The following is a 15,838-nucleotide window of genomic DNA, read 5'->3' on the forward strand; positions in this document are numbered from 1 at the left end:
GTGTTCGTTGACCCATGGCGCAAAGAGAGCAACAAGGCGCGCGCCAACGAGAAGTTCACGCCCGACGAGCTCGATTACATGAGGTCGATGCTCGATGACGAGGACGTCTCCAAGGAAGTCAAGCAGAACTTCCTGTACGCGCTCTCGAATGCAGACCGCCTGAGCGATGACGAGATCGACCGTTACGCGTCCGAGATCGGTGCCGACGCCTTCGACGTCAAGTGGGGCGGTAGTGACATCGATGCGAACATGACGAACGCTCGCCGCTCCCTCACCACCGCACGGACCGAGAACCTCGACGGGGACGTGCGGCGTTCGTATGAAGTGGTGAGCGCGGGCGGATTCTCCACCTCGGACGAGATCGTCGATCAGACCGAGGTCATCATCCAGTGGTTCGCGGAGTTCTACTCGCGTTATCAGGTAGCTCAGCAGGTCATCGAGACGCCCGTCGTGGTGGAGTCGGGGCCCCGGGAACTGCCGACGGTAGACAGCAATGCCTTCACGGGCAGTGGCGACGAGCTCGGCACAGCAAAGTACACGCATTCGGGAATCGACCCGGAGAGCCTGCGTGCCGGACTCGACGAGTTTCGGGGCATCGATTTCGCAGCCTTCCGTGCTGATGTGGATATGTTGCGGTCGTCGGGCTCCGCTGTGGCCGACAAAGCAGCGGCACTCGATTCGGCTTGGAAAGGCACCGAGGATTGGACGGGCGACGCCAAAGCCTCGGCCGAGCAGGTCAACAAGAACCTCTCGGACGGGTCCGAGGCGCTGCAGGATGCGTTGATGTCCGCGTCATCCGGACTCGACGAGGTGACGACGGTGCAGGAAGACACGGTCGTTCACTTCTCGGAGGAGCTGTTCCGGCTCTATCACGACGGGAAGATAGCTGGTCTGACCGTCTCCGATGTCGATGACGCCCTGTCTGCGGCGTGGGTAGCGGACTCCGCGCTGAACAAGGGAGTTATCGCGCTATTCGAGGACACCTTCACGGAGATGCTGGACTCGGCGAAAGAGGTACTCGCCGGGTTCTGCCAGTCCTACCAGGAGATGGCAAACCATTTCCACACCCAAGCCAAACTGCACGTCGAACAAATGGACAACAACTACTCCCTCGCCGTGCAGGAACTCACCCTGGTAATCCAGAACGATCCGACCGCGGACCTTGGCCAAGGTGGGGACTCGACGAGCCCGTCCGGGGTGGAAACCGGCGGCCCCGGGGGCGGGATGCCTGGCGGTGGCATGCCGGGTGGTGGTGTCCCCGGGGGCGGAGCGACGGTTCCGAGCGCGGAGGAGCTCCTGGGGCAGCAGCCCGACACAGCGACGAATCCGGTGACGGGCGAGCCGCTGGAAATCGACCCGGAGACCGGTGAGCCGTACCCCATCGACCCGGAGACCGGCGAAACGATCAAAGATGCGGGTGGTCCGGGCACGCTGACCGTCGAACACGGCGATCAGAAGTTCACCATGACGGAGCCTGGTGACGACGGAAAGATGAGCATCACCGTCGAGGACAGTGACGGTGAGTTCGGCGAGTACGAGCTCGACTTCGGCACTGATGTCGAGCCGGGCGAGGAGCCCGGTGACGACAAGACTGGTGACTTCGGTCCGACAGGCTCCGACGGCGAGTCCAAGCAGGTGTACCGACCCGGTCCCGACGGCAAGATCCACATCAAGGACGGGGACCTCGAGATCGTCGCAGAACAGCCCGATGGTCCTGACGGCCCCACCGTCATCACGGTCGACAACGGCAAGGACGACCCCGTCACTTACACCCTCGGTGCCGAACAGGACGGCAAGGGGTCGTTCGACGAAGGTGTGCGCGTGATGCCCGCTCAAGCGGACCCTGCTGCCGACCCTCGGCACACGGCTGAACCACTACCCGGGGCAGCCGGAGGGCAGGGGGGCGGGAGTCCTGACGGTGCTGCCGCGAGTGCCTTCTCTGCGTCCGGCGCGGAGGCTGCTCCAGCCGCTGCAGGCGGAGGCAATGTCGGGGGAACGCCCGCTGCGTTCGAGACGAACGCCGATGTCTCCAGCGGCCCGGCCAGTGCAGAAATGAGTGACTCCTCCGGCAGCACTCACCCGGCGGCTGTCGGCGGCGGAGGTGGAAGTGCCTTCGGCGGTGGTGGCGGTGGCGGTGAGCTGCCCGAGACGGAACCCGGTGGCTCCGACCAGCCCCGCCCATCCGGAGCCGGACTTGGTGTGGCACCAGGAGGTGACGGTCCCACGCCGTCGACACTGCAGGGAAGCGGCGGAGCCACGTCGAGCAGCGGTGGCGGAGGCATGGGCATGATGGGCGGTATGGGCGCCATGGGAGGTGGTGCCGGTGGTGGTCAGGGCGGCGGTGACCAGGAGCGAAGCTCCGCGTATCGCATCGACGGGAACATCTTCGACGTCGCGAGCGGAGCTGTGCGGGTCAGCGGAGTGCTCGGCGACGACAACGAGGTGCCGGTGCGGTTCAGCCGCTGAGACGACGCTGTGAAAGGTAGAGCCAATGACGCGACGAGCTGATACGAGGCTCATCGACCAGCTTCGACAGAACCAGGCCGCACTGGCAGCACGGTCCACGACCATTGCTGAACACAACAAGCAGGTCCTCGAGAAGATATCTGCGAACACGCACAAGCACTTGCAGTCGATGCGGGAACGTGCCGCCGAGGTCGAGAAGCGGAAGGCCGAGTACGAGAAGCAGAAGCAGGAAGAGGAGCCGGACCCCGCGGCCAAGAATCAGTGGCTCCAGCGGCGTGAAAGCCGCGACGAGACTTTCCAGTTCGACCAGGGTGAGGATTCGGAGCCTGCCGAGTCGCCGAATCAGCGTTCGACGGAGGTGAAGCCGTCGGCCCCGCCTGTTCCCTCGCCGCCTCCTGCACCGGCAGCTCAGCAGTCGGCCGCATCGACGCCGGCAGGCCAGAAGAGCCGCCCGGCGGACGACTTCGACGACGACGACTTTTCGAACAACAGCTGGTTGCAGTAGCCGCGTGGGGCGCGGGGAGCCGCGGTCAGGCCTTGGCCGGGCTCCCCGTGCCTGCGTGCTCGTACGTGAGCCGCGCGGCTTTGATGTCACCGTCCAGCAGGTCGCGGTAGCCGTCCTCACCGGCGAGCTCGGTCAGGAAGAAGGCCGTCAGCAGGGCCCGGACACGGCGGTGGACGGTGTACTGCGGCTTGCCCTGCAGCAGCAGTTGGCTCCAGTGCGTGCCCTCGGTGACACCGAGGTGCGTCATCTTCGGGATCGTGCGGAGCTGCACCGGGCCCGCCCACGCCTTGCTGATGGCCTCGGCATTGCCGGTGGCGGGTGCGAGTAGATCGTCCTCACCGGCCAGGTGCAGCGCCGGAGCCGTGACCGTGCGTGCGGCCGTGGTCGCGGGTGGCATGGTCTGGGCCGCTCCGACCGTGGCGATGGCGGACACCCGCACGCGGCCGGTGTCGTCGTCAGCCGCGGCGAGCACGGCGGCACCGCCGCCGATCGAGTGCCCGGCGAGACCGAGCTTTCCCGGGTCCACGCTGATGCCGTCGCGGCCCAGTCGCAGGCTCGACACGAGTTCGAGCGTCGTGCGCAGGTCGGCCGCGAACAGCCGGTGTGACGGCAACACGCCCCGATGCGTGGCGGGCGCGGCGGCGACAATTCCCCAACTCGCGAGGTGACGCAGCAACCCGTGGTACCGCCCGGGTGGCTGCAGCCAGCCATGTCCGAACGCGACAGCGGGGAGGTTGAGACCGGAGCTCGGCGTGAACACGACGCCCGGGAGTCCGACGAGCGCGAGATCACCGCGCAGGACCCCGTGCGGTCCCGGGTGTGACAGCTGTTCGAGTAACCGCTTCGCCGTGCTCGCCATGGCAGGAGAGTAGCCGACCTCACGGCTCGCGAGCAGCGCCGCCCGAGGCGCGTTCCGCGGGCGAACTGCGGGTCCCACACCGCGTTCTGCCCGCGAAAGGTGGTGACGGCCGCCACCGCGACCCGACCGGTCAGGGGGCCCACGACAGCCCGTGCCCGGGATGCGGCGGTATGACGTGTCGTTACGCTGAAGGGCGTGTGTGGAATCGTGGGATATGTCGGGCATCGGCAGGCACTCGACGTGGTTCTCGGTGGCCTTCGCCGCATGGAGTACCGCGGTTACGACTCGGCGGGCGTCGCGGTCCTGACCGGCGACGGCGAGCTCGTCGTCGAACGTAAGGCGGGACGTCTCGCCAACCTCGAAGCCGCACTCGACGCCACCGGTCGAGCCGCGTTCGCCGGAACTGCCGGTATGGGCCACACCCGGTGGGCCACTCACGGCGCGCCGGTGGACCGCAACTCCCACCCGCACCGCGACTCCACGGGCCGGGTCGCCGTGGTGCACAACGGCATCATCGAAAACTTCGCGGCCCTGCGTTCCGAGTTGGAGGACGCGGGCATCGAATTGAGCAGCGACACCGACACCGAAACCACCGCACACCTCATCGCCCAGGCGTACGAGCACGGCGACACCGCCGGTGACCTGCCCGCCAGCGTGCGCTCCGTCTGCCGTCGACTCGAAGGGGCGTTCACGCTGGTCGTCACGCACGCGGACCAGCCGGACCTCGTCGTCGCGGCACGTCGCTCGTCGCCGCTCGTCGTCGGTGTCGGTGACGGCGAGACGTTCGTGGCCTCCGACGTCGCGGCCTTCATCGAGCACACCCGCGAGGCCGTCGAACTCGGCCAGGACCAGCTCGTCGTGATCGACCGGGAGGGCTACGAGGTCACCGACTTCCACGGGCAGCCCGCGGAGGGCAAGCCGTTCACGGTCGACTGGGATCTCTCCGCCGCCGAGAAGGGCGGCCACGAGTACTTCATGCTCAAGGAGATCGAGGAGCAGCCCGAGGCGCTGGCCAACACGCTGCGCGGGCACTTCGAGTCCGGGCGGATCGTGCTCGACGAGCAGCGCATGTCCGACCAGGACCTCCGCGACGTCGACAAGGTCTTCGTCGTCGCCTGCGGCTCCGCCTACCACTCCGGTCTCGTCGCCAAGTACGCCATCGAACACTGGACCCGCCTGCCGGTGGAGGTGGAGCTGGCCAGCGAGTTCCGTTACCGCGACCCGGTGCTCGACCGGGACACCCTCGTGGTGGCCGTGTCGCAGTCCGGTGAGACCGCCGACACGTTGGAGGCGGTGCGGCACGCACGGGAGCAGAAGGCCAGGGTGCTGGCGGTCTGCAACACCAACGGCGCGCAGATCCCCCGTGAGTCGGACGCCGTCCTCTACACGCACGCCGGACCCGAGATCGGCGTGGCGTCGACGAAGGCGTTCCTCGCCCAGGTGGCGGCCAACTACCTCGTGGGTCTCGCACTTGCCCAGGCCAGGGGCACGAAGTACCCCGACGAGGTCGCGCGCGAGTTCGCCGAGCTGGAGGCCATGCCGTCGGCCGTCAAGGCCGTGCTGGGCACCGTCGACCAGGTTCGCGACCTGGGCAGGCGGATGGCCGACTCGCGGGCGGTGCTCTTCCTAGGCAGGCACGTCGGGTTCCCCGTAGCGCTGGAGGGCGCGCTGAAGTTGAAGGAACTCGCCTACATGCACGCCGAGGGTTTCGCGGCGGGTGAGCTCAAGCACGGCCCGATCGCGTTGATCGAGGACGGGCTTCCCGTCGTGGTGGTCATGCCGTCGCCCAAGGGTCGCGCCGTGCTGCACGCCAAGATGGTGTCCAACATCAGCGAGATCCAGGCGCGGGGCGCGCGCACGATCGTGATCGCGGAAGAGGGTGACGAGCGGGTGCGGCCGTTCGCGGACGAACTCGTCGAGGTCCCCGCCGTGCCGACGTTGTTGCAGCCGCTCGTATCGACGGTGCCGTTGCAGGTGCTCGCGGCGGAGATCGCCCGGGCCCGCGGGTACGACGTCGACAAGCCGCGCAACCTCGCCAAGTCCGTCACCGTCGAGTAGCGCCACCGTGCGGGGCATCTGGACCACGCCCAGGGTGCGGGCCGCGGAGGAACGTCTCCTGGCACGCACGCCGGAGGGCGCGTTGATGCGCAGGGCCGCCTACGGTGTGGCCGTTCGGGCGGCCGAGCTGCTCACCGAACACACCGGCCGGGTCGCGGGCACGCGAGTCGTGTTGGTGGTGGGTGCGGGCAACAACGGCGGTGACGCCTTGTGGGCCGGGCACTTCCTGCGGCGGCGGGGAGTCGGCGTGACGGCGGTGTTGCTGCGGCCGGACAAAGCGCATCCGGCCGGACTCGCGGCCTTGCGTCGTGCGGGCGGGACGGTGCGCACGGCGGCGGAGGCCCCGATCGAGAACGCCGATCTGGTGATCGACGGTGTGGTGGGCATCTCCGCCAGGGGGCCGCTGCGCCCTGAGGCGGCCGCCGTGTTCTCCCGAGTCACCGCGCCCGTGCTTGCCGTGGACCTGCCGAGCGGGGTCGACCCCGACACGGGGGCCGTGGCCGGGCCCGCGGTGCGGGCGACGAGCACCGTGACGTTCGGGGCGCTCAAGCCCGTGCACGTCGTGCGTCCGGAGTACTGCGGCGACACCGTGTTCGTCGACCTCGGGCTCGCGGACGAACTCGGTGAACCGGACCTGAGGCAACTCGACGACACCGACGTGGCCGAACGGTGGCCGCTGCCGGGGCCGCAGGACAACAAGTACACGCAGGGCGTCACCGGGGTGGCCGCCGGGTCGTCGACCTACCCGGGCGCGGCGGTGCTCGCCGCGGGAGCGGCCGTGAGCGCCAAGGCAGGCATGGTGCGGTACGCGGGTCCCGCCGCGGACGTGGTGCGGTCGCACTGGCCCGAGGTCGTCGCCACCGGCTCCATCACCGACGCGGGACGCGTGCAGGCCTGGGTCGTCGGCCCGGGGATCGGCACCGGTCGGGAAGGCCGGGACGTGCTCGCGACCGCGCTCGGACAGGGCGTGCCCGTGTGCGCCGACGCCGACGCGATCACGATCATCGCCCGACACCCGGAGGTCCTCGACGCGCGTGACCCCGACACACCACTGCTGCTCACCCCGCACGACGGCGAGTTCGAGCGGCTGACCGGGTCAGCACCCGGGGACGACCGGGTGGCAGCCGCGCGGGAGGCCGCCCGTCGGTTCCACGCGGTGATCCTGTTGAAGGGACACTGCACGGTGATCGCCGACCCGCAGGGCGAGGTGTTGGTGAACCGGCCGCGCGGGGCGTGGCTCGCCACCGCCGGTTCCGGTGACGTGCTCTCGGGCCTGATCGGGAGCCTCCTCGCGGCAGGTCTCGACCCGTGGTGGGCGGCAGGGCTCGCCGCCGACGTGCACGCGCGGGCAGGCGAGATCGCAGCCGGCGGGGCGCCGACCTCGGCGTCCCGAGTGCTCGCGGCGGTCCCGGACGCGATCAGGCAGGTTCGCTCGCCGGGGGGGTGACGGGCAGCGGCGTGGGGCGCTTGGGAACGCGGTCGGTGCCCGAGGACCTGCCCCGCAGCCGCCGATAGGCCCAGGGGCCCACGAACGTCGCCAACCAACGAACATCACTGGCGACACGGCGTACCGCGCTCCGGCTCCCGGGTGTGGGCAGCGGTCGCGACCAACTGTCGTCGCTGCCGGGAAGGCCGAGCGCCTCGGCGAAGGCCGCCGCGATCCGAGCGTGACCCACGGGGTTCGCGTGGATGCGGTCGGGACACCACAGGCGCGGATCGGTGGTGACCGAGTACCCGAAGGTGTCGACCAGCGCGACCCCGTGGCGTGCGGCGGAGGTGCGGATGCTCGCGTTCAGGTCCAGCACGCGGTGTCGCAGCGGGTGCAGGAGCGGGCTGAGCCGAGGCAGGTCGGGGAACGTCAGCGTGGCCACCCGGGCTCCCGACGCGGTGAGCGCGGAGAACATCTCGTCGAGGCAGGCGCCGACGGCAGTCGCGGAGAACGACGGGCGGATGAGGTCGTTCATACCCGCCACCACGGTGACCAGATGCGGCCGCAGCGAGAGCGCGGCATCGAGCTGCTCGTCCCGGACCTGGCGGGCGAGCTTGCCGCGCACCGCGAGGTTGGCGTAGTGCAGTTCGGGGGTGAGGGTGGCGAGCTGCTGGGCGAGGCGGTCGGCGAAACCGCGCCAGCCACCCGTGCCGTCGGGATCGCCGACGCCCTCGGTCTGGCTGTCCCCGATCGCGACGTATCGGGTCTGGCCCATGGCACCTCCGTGCGACAGGTGTGGTTCCGCGGCCGACCGCCGCGACTATAACCGGCGACAGGGGGTGTGGGGCGGGGCCGCGAACCGCGTTTCGCGGGCAGAACGCGGTCCGTGGGGACGCAGGGAGGCGCGTTCCGCGGGCAGAACGCGGTCAACGACGCGCCACGTCCGCGGGCGGCATGCTCCGACAGTCGGGCACCGTGAGGCGGCCCCGCGTCTCGACGGCCTTTCGACCGACCGCGTTTCGCGGGCAAAACGCGGTCGGGCCCACCCGCCGCGTTCCGAAAGTCGTTTCGCACGTGGACGGGGGAGCCACCGAGTTGTCAAGCTCTGGACCATGACCAACAACGAGGTTCTGGTGGCGGGGGTCGACTCGTCCACCCAGTCGACCAAGGTGATGGTGTGCGACGCCCGGACCGGCGCCGTGGTGCGCAGCGGACGAGCCGCGCATCCCGACGCCACGGAGGTCGACCCGGCGGAGTGGTGGTCGGCGTTCACGTCGGCGACCGACGGGCTGCTGGACGGCGTGTCGGCCATCGGCGTCGCCGGGCAGCAACACGGCATGGTCACCGTGGACGACAGCGGTGCCGTCGTGCGGCCCGCGCTGCTGTGGAACGACACCCGCTCCGCCGCTGCCGCCGCCGACCTGACGGCGGAGCTCGGTGGGCCGAAAGCGTGGGCGGAGGCCGTCGGCTCGGTTCCGGTCGCCAGTTTCACCGTCACGAAGCTGCGGTGGCTCGCCGAACACGAGCCGGAGGCGGCCGACCGGGTCGCGACCGTGATGTTGCCCCACGACTGGTTGACCTGGCGGCTCACCGGCGGCGATCCGAGCACGGACCGAGGGGACGCGTCCGGCACCGGCTACTTCTCCCCGGTCGACAACACCTACCGCCTCGACCTGCTCCGCCGAGCCTTCGGCGGGCGCAGCCCCGAGTTGCCTCGCGTGCTGGACCCGGCCGCGCCGGCGGGCCACACCCCGGACGGGACGCTCGTGTCGGCCGGGACCGGCGACAACATGGCCGCGGCGCTCGCGTTGGGACTCGGGGAAGGCGACGTCGTCGTCTCGCTCGGCACGAGCGGCACCGTGTTCGGGGTCAGTGAGACGCCCGCCGCCGACGCCTCCGGTGCCGTCTCCGGGTTCGCCGACGCCACCGGACGGTTCCTCCCGCTGGCCTGCACCCTCAACGCCGCCCGGGTGTTGACCTCCACCGCACAGTTGCTCGGGGTGGACCTGTCCGAGTTCGACCGCCTCGCGTTGAGCGCCGACCCCGGCGCGGGTGGCCTCACCCTGCTGCCCTACCTCGACGGCGAGCGCACCCCGAACCTTCCCGACGCGGCCGGCTCGCTCTTCGGGATGCGGCGCGACAACATGACGCCCGCGAACCTCGCGCGAGCCGCGGTGGAGGGCATGTTGAGCGGGCTCGCGGTGGGGCTGGACGCCGTCCGCGAATGCGGCCTCACGGTGCGTCGGGTGCTGCTCATCGGCGGCGCCGCGCAGTCCGAGAGCGTGCGCGCGATCGCGCCGATCGTGTTCGGAGTGCCCGTCGTGGTGCCGCAGCCACGGGAGCACGTCGCCATCGGCGCCGCCCGCCAGGCAGCGTGGGCACTCGCGGGCACCGCGGAACCACCGACCTGGGCCCCCGACGTGGCCGCCAGCCTTCCGGAACCGTCGGAGCGGGACGTCGAACTGGGGGAACAGGTCCGGCGACGGCACGTGGAGGTGCGGCGTCAGGTGCACGGCCGTTGAGGGGCCGGTAGGTACATTGGCGGCAGGACCGGGGCGCTCACCTGCGCCCCGGCATGTCGACGAGAAGGGCCTGATCGATGGGGGTGACCCGGTGAGCACTGCGTCGTTGCCCCGTGCCGAGGTGGTGGTCGACCTCGGGGCCGTGCGCCACAACGTGCGCCTGCTCGCGTCGCGGGCGGCGGCCTCCGGTGCCGAGACGATGGCGGTCGTCAAGGCGGACGCCTACGGCCACGGAGCCGTCCCGGTCGCGCGCGCGGCGCTCGAAGCGGGGGCCACGTGGCTGGGGGTTGCTTCGCTGGACGAGGCGCTCGCCCTGCGGGAGGCCGGGTTCACCACGCGCCTGCTGTGCTGGCTGGAGACCCCGGACGCGGACTACACGCGAGCGGTGCGCCACGACATCGACGTGTCCGTGAGTTCCCCCGCCGAGCTTGCCCGCGTGGCCCGTGCGGCCGTCGAGGTGGGCGGACCCGCCCGCGTGCACCTGAAGATCGACACCGGGCTTTCGCGCAACGGGTGTCCCGCGGATTTGTGGCCGGAGCTGGTGAAGGCAGCCGCGGCGGAGGAGAGTGTCGAGGTCGTCGGCATGTGGTCGCATCTCGCGTGCGCCGACGAACCGGGCCACCCCGCCATCGACGCCCAGGCCGAACGCTTCGCCGCCGCCCACGACGTCGCGCGGGAAGCCGGGTTGTCGCCGATTCGGCACATCGCGAACTCGGCCGCCACACTCACCCGGCCCGACCTGCACTTCGAGCTCGTCAGGCCGGGGATCGCCGTGTACGGGCTCAATCCCGTGCCGCAACCGGAGGATTTGCGGCCCGCGATGACGTTCCGGTCGAGCGTCGTGCTGACCAAACGCATCAAGGCGGGCGAGGCGGTGTCGTACGGGCGGACGTGGGTCGCGGAGAGGGACACCACGCTGGCGTTGGTGCCGGTCGGCTACGCCGACGGCGTGCCGCGCACCCTTTCGGGCCGGATGAGCGTGTGGCTCGACGGAGCACGTCGGCCCGTCGCCGGGCGGGTGTGCATGGACCAGCTCGTCGTCGACTGCGGGGACCACGAACCGGAACTCGGCGCCGAGGTCGTGCTCTTCGGGACCGGGGAGAACGGCGGCCCCACGGCCACCGAGTGGGCGGACACGATCGGCACCATCGATTACGAGATCGTCACCGGCATGTACCGGCCGCGGGTGCGTCGCCGCTACCTCGGGGCGGCTCAGGACACCGCGTGACGGCCGAGGACGAGGCAGCCGCCGTGGACGTCTTCGCGGAGTCGCGCACCGACCGGACCTCCACGATCGCCGCCGACGACGGCGCGCCCCTGGCAGTGGAGGAGATCGAACCGCCCGACGGGAAACCCGAGGTCACGGTCGTGGCCGTGCACGGCTTCGCGTTGTCGAGGCGCAGTTGGTTCTTCCAGCGACGCGCTCTCGTGCAGGCGGCGTTGCCCGGTGTGCGGCACGTCTACTACGACCATCGCGGACACGGACAGTCCGCGCCGTCCGACGCACGGCGGAGCACCATCGAACAACTCGCCGTCGACCTGCACGCGGTGGTGCGGGCGGTCGCGGCCGACACGCCCGTGGTGCTCGTCGGACACTCCATGGGCGGCATGGTGATCATGGAGTTGGCGCAGTCCTGCCCTGAGCTGTTCGTCGACCGGGTGCGCGGGGTCGGCTTGATCGCGACAGCCGCCGGGGAGGTGGGCGCGCAGGGGCTGCCCCGGTCGCTGCTGTCGAAGTACAACCCGCTGACGCGGGGAGTCGGTGAACTCGCGGAGTGGCAGCCCGGTCTGGTGGAGTTCGTGCGCGCCGCGGGCGGGCAGCTCACCCGAGCGGCCGTGCGGTGGCTGGCGTTCGGCAGCCACGACGTCCCGCCGGAGCTCGTCGATTTCCTGCTGGAGATACTGCAGGAGACACCGGTCAGGCAGTTGGTGCAGTTCGTGGACACGCTGGGCAGCCACAACCGGTACGCCGCGCTGGCGGGGTTGAGACACACCGACGTGGTGGTGATGGGCGGGGACGCCGATCGGATGACGCCGTTCTCGCACACCGAACGCATCGCGGCCGAGTTGCCGAGGGCGATGCTGGTGCGAGTCGAGGGCGGGGGCCACATGCTCCCGTTCGAACACCACCGGTTGGTCACCCGGCACCTCACCGACCTGGTGCGGCAAGCGCGTGGGGCGGCGGCGGAATGACGAGCGGGCAGGAGGACGTGCCGTGACGCAGGAGAGTGTGGAGCTGCCGACCCCGGACGACGCCATGGCGTTCGGGCGCGCGCTGGGCAAGGTGCTGAGGGCGGGCGACCTGGTGCTGCTGGCCGGTCCGCTCGGGGCGGGCAAGACCACGATGACCAGGGGGATCGCCGACGGCATGGGTGTCGAGGGGCGAGTCAGCTCGCCGACGTTCGTCCTCGCGCGCGTGCACCCGGCCGGTGAGTCGGGGGTGCCGCTCGTGCACGTCGACGCCTACCGGCTGGGCGGCGACTTGGCGCAGCTCGACGACCTCGACCTCGACACCGAGCTGGAGCGGGCGGCGGTCGTGGTGGAGTGGGGCGAGGGCATGGCCGAGCGCTTGGTGGACGACGACTACCTCGTGGTGCGGCTCGACCGCCGCGCCGACGACGTCCGCGTGGTGCGGCTCGAACCGCACGGCGAGTGGCGGGCGCGGGTCGCCGCCGCGTCTTTCGCGGGCTGAATGCGGTTCGTGGGCGGGGGCCGGGGGCCGGTGAACCGCCTTTCGCGGGCTAAACGCGGTCAGGGCCCGGCAGTGCGGCGTTCAGGGGCCGGGGCACGTTCCGCGGGCGAAACGCGGTGTGTGGCTGACGGCGCCGGTCTCGTCGATCGCGTTCCGCGGGCTAAACGCGGTCACCCCGCCGTCCGGACGGCGTAGTCGCCGAAGGCGGGTTCGAGGGCGTCGAACGCGGCTTCCGCGTCGCGGGCGATGCGTCGGGCGACCTCGTCGAGGTCGAGTCCGTCGAGGATCAGGCGCACGGTGTCGTCGAACAGCACCCTCAACGTCGAGGTCAGTGCCGCTGCGACGATCTTGTGCACCACGTCCTCGGCGTCGGCGCCCGTCTCCTCGGCGAGCGCCTCACGCAGGGACGCCTGCCGGTAGTCGTGGAAGTGCCGTAGACGGGACACCAGGACGGGACTGTCCGCCACCATCTGCGCGAACTCGCGACCGGCGAACCCGGCCATCGGGTCCTGCTCGGCCACCTGCTTCAGGAACGCGGCTCGCACGGCGGTGAGCGCGCTTTCGCCGGGCCGCCGGGCACGCACGGCGTTCGCTGGCATGTCGGCGAAGCGCTCGTTGAGAGCCCACGCGAGGTCTTCCTTGCGGGGGAAGTAGTTCGTGACGGTCATCTTGGAGACACCGGCAGCAGCAGCGATCTCGGCGATCGAGACGTTGTCGAAGCCTCGTTGCATGAAGAGACGACTCGCGTTCCGCGAGATGTTCTCTCTGGTCTGCCGTTTCTTCAGTTCCCTGAGGCTCACCTGTTCCGTGCTCACGAGGGGGAGTGTACCCAGGCAAAAATTATGCTTGACCTAAATTTTGCCTCGGTCTACTGTCGGTGATCCGACCAGGGAAGGCGGTCCATGTCACCCGACCCCATGACGATCCACCCCCTGCGCCAGCACGAACGGGTGGTCTTCCTCAAGCCGCTGGTGTCGTCCCCCACGGTCGTGGTGGGCGACTACACCTACTACGACGACCCGGAGCACGCCACCGAATTCGGAACCCGCAACGTCCTCTACGCCTACGGGCCGGAACGACTCGTCATCGGCAAGTACTGCGCCATCGCCTCGGGAACGACCTTCCTGATGGCGGGAGCGGAGCACCCCACGATGGGCGTCTCCACCTACCCCTTCACGATGTTCGGCGGCCAGTGGGCCGAACGCACGCTCGACCTCGTCACCGACATGCCCAGCCGTGGCGACACTGTGGTCGGCAACGACGTCTGGTTCGGCTACGGGGCCACCGTGTTGCCGGGTGTGCGGATCGGTGACGGCGCGATCGTCGCGGCGGGCGCTGTGGTGACGGCCGACGTCCCGCCCTACACGATTGTCGGCGGGAACCCCGCGAAACCGATCCGGTCCCGCTTCGACGACGCCGACGTCGAACTTCTCCTCCGCGCCGCCTGGTGGGACTGGCCGGTTGATCTCGTCACCCGACACGCCCGCACGATCATGGCCGGCACTCCGGCCGACGTCGCGCGAGTGGCCGCGGAGCACGGACTGGAGAAGCGCCCATGACGAAACCCGTGATCACCGCACACTGGATGAGCGAGGAACGCGGCGACGGCACCGGACCGTACGGCATCACCGTCGGTCCCGACGAGGCGTTGTGGTTCACCGTGGCCCGTTCCGGTCGTGTCGGGCGCTGGGTTCCCGGCGAGGAACCGACCCTGTATCGACTCGACCCGGACTGTCAGCCCACGGTGATCGTCACCGGCCCCGACGGTGCTCTGTGGTTCACGGAGTACCAGGGCCACCGCATCGGGCGGATCACCACGGACGGCGAGCTGACCGAGTTCGCCACGCCCACGGCCGAGGCCGGTCCCTACGGGCTCACGGTGGGACCGGACGGGGCGTTGTGGTTCACCGAACTGAACGCCGACTGCGTCGGACGGATCACCACGGACGGCGAGATCACCGAGTTCCCGCTGCCTTCGACGGGGGCATTCCCGTCAGCCGTCGTCACGGGGCCCGACGACGCGCTGTGGTTCACGATGAACCAGGCGAACGCCCTCGGCCGCATGGCGCTCGACGGCACCGTGACGGTCCACGCGTTGCCCACCGAGGCAGCGGGGCCGGTCGGGCTCACCGTGGGCGACGACGGCGCGTTGTGGTTCGTGGAGATCCTGGCCGGTCAGATCGGGCGCAGCACCACGGCCGGTGAGATCACCGAGTACCCGTTGCCCGACCGCTCCGCGAAGCCGCATGCCATCGCGGCCGGAGGTGACGGCAGGTCGTGGTTCACGGAGTGGGGTTCGGGCCGTGTCGGCGCGATCAGCTCCGACGGAATCGTCGAGGTGTATGACCTTCCCGTCGCGGGGAGTGAGCCGCACGGCATCACCATCGGCCCGGACGGAACGGTCTGGGCCGCACTGGAGGTGGGCGCGCTGGCGCGGATCGACACCCGGCCGGCCGATTGAGCACGGCGAGTGTGGTGTCGGGTGCGCTTCGACATCGCATGGTCGGAGCCCGGCTGACCGCACGTCGACGTCGGTGTGAGTGGATCGAACGTTTCAGGGGGTGTCGATGAGTGACGTGACCATCGCTGCCGAGGCGGAGTTCGACCGACAGGTCGCTCGTCTCGTGGAGCTGGGGTATCCCGATCTGGCCGGGCTTTCGGCCGAGCGGTTCGGCGAGGTGGTTGCGCCGTTGCGAAAGGCGGCGAGTTCCCGTGCGCTCGGCGACCACGATCCGGCGAACGGGCAGGTGGGGTTCGTGCTCGTGGTGACTCGACGGCTGGTGTCGATCGAGGATGCCATGCAGCGGACGACGTTGGTCGGCAGGAGCAAGCCGGGCTTCGTCGACCGATCGTTCGAGGAAGGTGCACTTGCCCGGTTCGTCGCGCCGGACACGGTGCGTCTTCCCGATGCGGACGCCTACCTGTTGTTCGACGTTCAGCGGGGCGAGGAGTTCTGCGGTGAGGTCCCGCGCGACGCGATGGACGTGATCGCCGGTCGGGCGCGGACCGTGTTGACCATCGAGGAGGGCATCGCGCTGTTCACGCTGTACCCGGAGGTGCTGGTGAAGAACAAGTGCTACATGCTCGGCGGGTCGCGCTGCGGCGACCGTCGGGTGCCCGCCCTCTGGATCAGTCAGCACGCGCCGAAGCTGGGCTGGTGTTGGGAACGCAACCCGCACACCTGGCTCGGCATGGCCTCCGCCGGGGGCCGGGTGGGGCCGCGTAACCGCGTTTAGCCCGCGAAACGCGGTGTCGGGCCGACCTGGTCGGCTGTGCCTCCGTGACCTGCGTTCCGCGGGCTGAACGC

General features: G+C 70.1%; 14 protein-coding genes. 11 read left to right on the top strand and 3 right to left on the bottom strand.

The window, feature by feature from the left end; all coding sequences use genetic code 11:
- Together JAV51_RS11490 and JAV51_RS11495 are read left to right on the top strand one after the other, a co-directional pair.
- Positions 1-2,466, top strand: coding sequence for a hypothetical protein (locus JAV51_RS11490; protein WP_197320679.1), 2,466 nt, complete (start codon positions 1-3; stop codon positions 2,464-2,466).
- A gap of 25 nt (positions 2,467-2,491) precedes the next feature.
- Positions 2,492-2,971 carry a hypothetical protein gene (locus JAV51_RS11495; RefSeq protein ID WP_197320680.1) on the top strand — a complete coding sequence of 160 codons (480 nt, stop codon included), beginning with the start codon at positions 2,492-2,494 and terminating at the stop codon, positions 2,969-2,971.
- A 25-nt stretch (positions 2,972-2,996) separates the two neighbouring features.
- Here JAV51_RS11495 and JAV51_RS11500 read toward each other — a convergent pair whose 3' ends face one another.
- Positions 2,997-3,830: a dienelactone hydrolase family protein gene (locus tag JAV51_RS11500; protein WP_197320681.1), complete on the bottom strand. Its 834-nt coding sequence runs from the start codon at positions 3,828-3,830 to the stop codon at positions 2,997-2,999.
- A gap of 195 nt (positions 3,831-4,025) precedes the next feature.
- Between JAV51_RS11500 and glmS the strand changes: the two genes are divergently transcribed.
- Together glmS and JAV51_RS11510 are read left to right on the top strand one after the other, a co-directional pair.
- On the top strand, positions 4,026-5,888 hold the full coding sequence (gene glmS, locus JAV51_RS11505; protein ID WP_197320682.1) for a glutamine--fructose-6-phosphate transaminase (isomerizing): 1,863 nt from the start codon (positions 4,026-4,028) through the stop codon (positions 5,886-5,888).
- 7 nt (positions 5,889-5,895) lie between these two features.
- A complete protein-coding gene (locus JAV51_RS11510; RefSeq protein WP_197320683.1) occupies positions 5,896-7,335 on the top strand; it encodes an NAD(P)H-hydrate dehydratase in 1,440 nt (479 codons plus the stop codon).
- Here the strand turns inward: JAV51_RS11510 and JAV51_RS11515 are convergent.
- Positions 7,307-8,092 carry an SGNH/GDSL hydrolase family protein gene (locus JAV51_RS11515; RefSeq protein ID WP_197320684.1) on the bottom strand — a complete coding sequence of 262 codons (786 nt, stop codon included), beginning with the start codon at positions 8,090-8,092 and terminating at the stop codon, positions 7,307-7,309. The two genes, JAV51_RS11510 and JAV51_RS11515, sit on opposite strands and share 29 nt — an antisense overlap.
- 337 nt (positions 8,093-8,429) lie before the next feature.
- On the opposite strand from JAV51_RS11515, the gene xylB reads away from it, so the two are divergent.
- The 4 genes from xylB to tsaE all read left to right on the top strand — a co-directional run bounded on the left by xylB (position 8,430) and on the right by tsaE (position 12,531).
- Positions 8,430-9,839, top strand: a complete 1,410-nt coding sequence (gene xylB, locus JAV51_RS11520) for a xylulokinase (protein ID WP_197320685.1) — start codon at positions 8,430-8,432, stop codon at positions 9,837-9,839.
- Between the two features lie 91 nt (positions 9,840-9,930).
- On the top strand, positions 9,931-11,067 hold the full coding sequence (alr, locus tag JAV51_RS11525; RefSeq protein WP_197320686.1) for an alanine racemase: 1,137 nt from the start codon (positions 9,931-9,933) through the stop codon (positions 11,065-11,067).
- Positions 11,064-12,032: an alpha/beta fold hydrolase gene (locus JAV51_RS11530; protein ID WP_197320687.1), complete on the top strand. Its 969-nt coding sequence runs from the start codon at positions 11,064-11,066 to the stop codon at positions 12,030-12,032. Before alr ends, JAV51_RS11530 begins: the two co-directional genes overlap by 4 nt.
- 22 nt (positions 12,033-12,054) lie before the next feature.
- A complete protein-coding gene (gene tsaE, locus JAV51_RS11535) occupies positions 12,055-12,531 on the top strand; it encodes a tRNA (adenosine(37)-N6)-threonylcarbamoyltransferase complex ATPase subunit type 1 TsaE (RefSeq protein WP_197320688.1) in 477 nt (158 codons plus the stop codon).
- 170 nt (positions 12,532-12,701) lie between these two features.
- On the opposite strand, the gene JAV51_RS11540 is transcribed toward tsaE, so the two are convergent.
- Positions 12,702-13,346: a TetR/AcrR family transcriptional regulator gene (locus JAV51_RS11540; RefSeq protein ID WP_197320689.1), complete on the bottom strand. Its 645-nt coding sequence runs from the start codon at positions 13,344-13,346 to the stop codon at positions 12,702-12,704.
- An 87-nt stretch (positions 13,347-13,433) separates the two neighbouring features.
- On the opposite strand from JAV51_RS11540, the gene JAV51_RS11545 reads away from it, so the two are divergent.
- The 3 genes from JAV51_RS11545 to JAV51_RS11555 all read left to right on the top strand — a co-directional run bounded on the left by JAV51_RS11545 (position 13,434) and on the right by JAV51_RS11555 (position 15,767).
- The gene (locus JAV51_RS11545; protein WP_197320690.1) at positions 13,434-14,090 is read left to right on the top strand and encodes a CatB-related O-acetyltransferase; all 657 of its coding nucleotides are present in this window, start codon (positions 13,434-13,436) and stop codon (positions 14,088-14,090) included.
- Entirely contained in the window at positions 14,087-14,992 is a 906-nt protein-coding gene (locus tag JAV51_RS11550) for a virginiamycin B lyase (RefSeq protein ID WP_197320691.1), read from the top strand. The genes JAV51_RS11545 and JAV51_RS11550 overlap by 4 nt, the downstream gene beginning before the upstream one ends.
- Positions 14,993-15,098: 106 nt before the next feature.
- Positions 15,099-15,767, top strand: coding sequence for a DUF5701 family protein (locus tag JAV51_RS11555; protein WP_197320692.1), 669 nt, complete (start codon positions 15,099-15,101; stop codon positions 15,765-15,767).
- Positions 15,768-15,838 lie beyond the last annotated feature (71 nt).

The organism is Saccharomonospora sp. NB11 (genome assembly GCF_015910535.1).
GTDB lineage: Bacteria > Actinomycetota > Actinomycetes > Mycobacteriales > Pseudonocardiaceae > Saccharomonospora.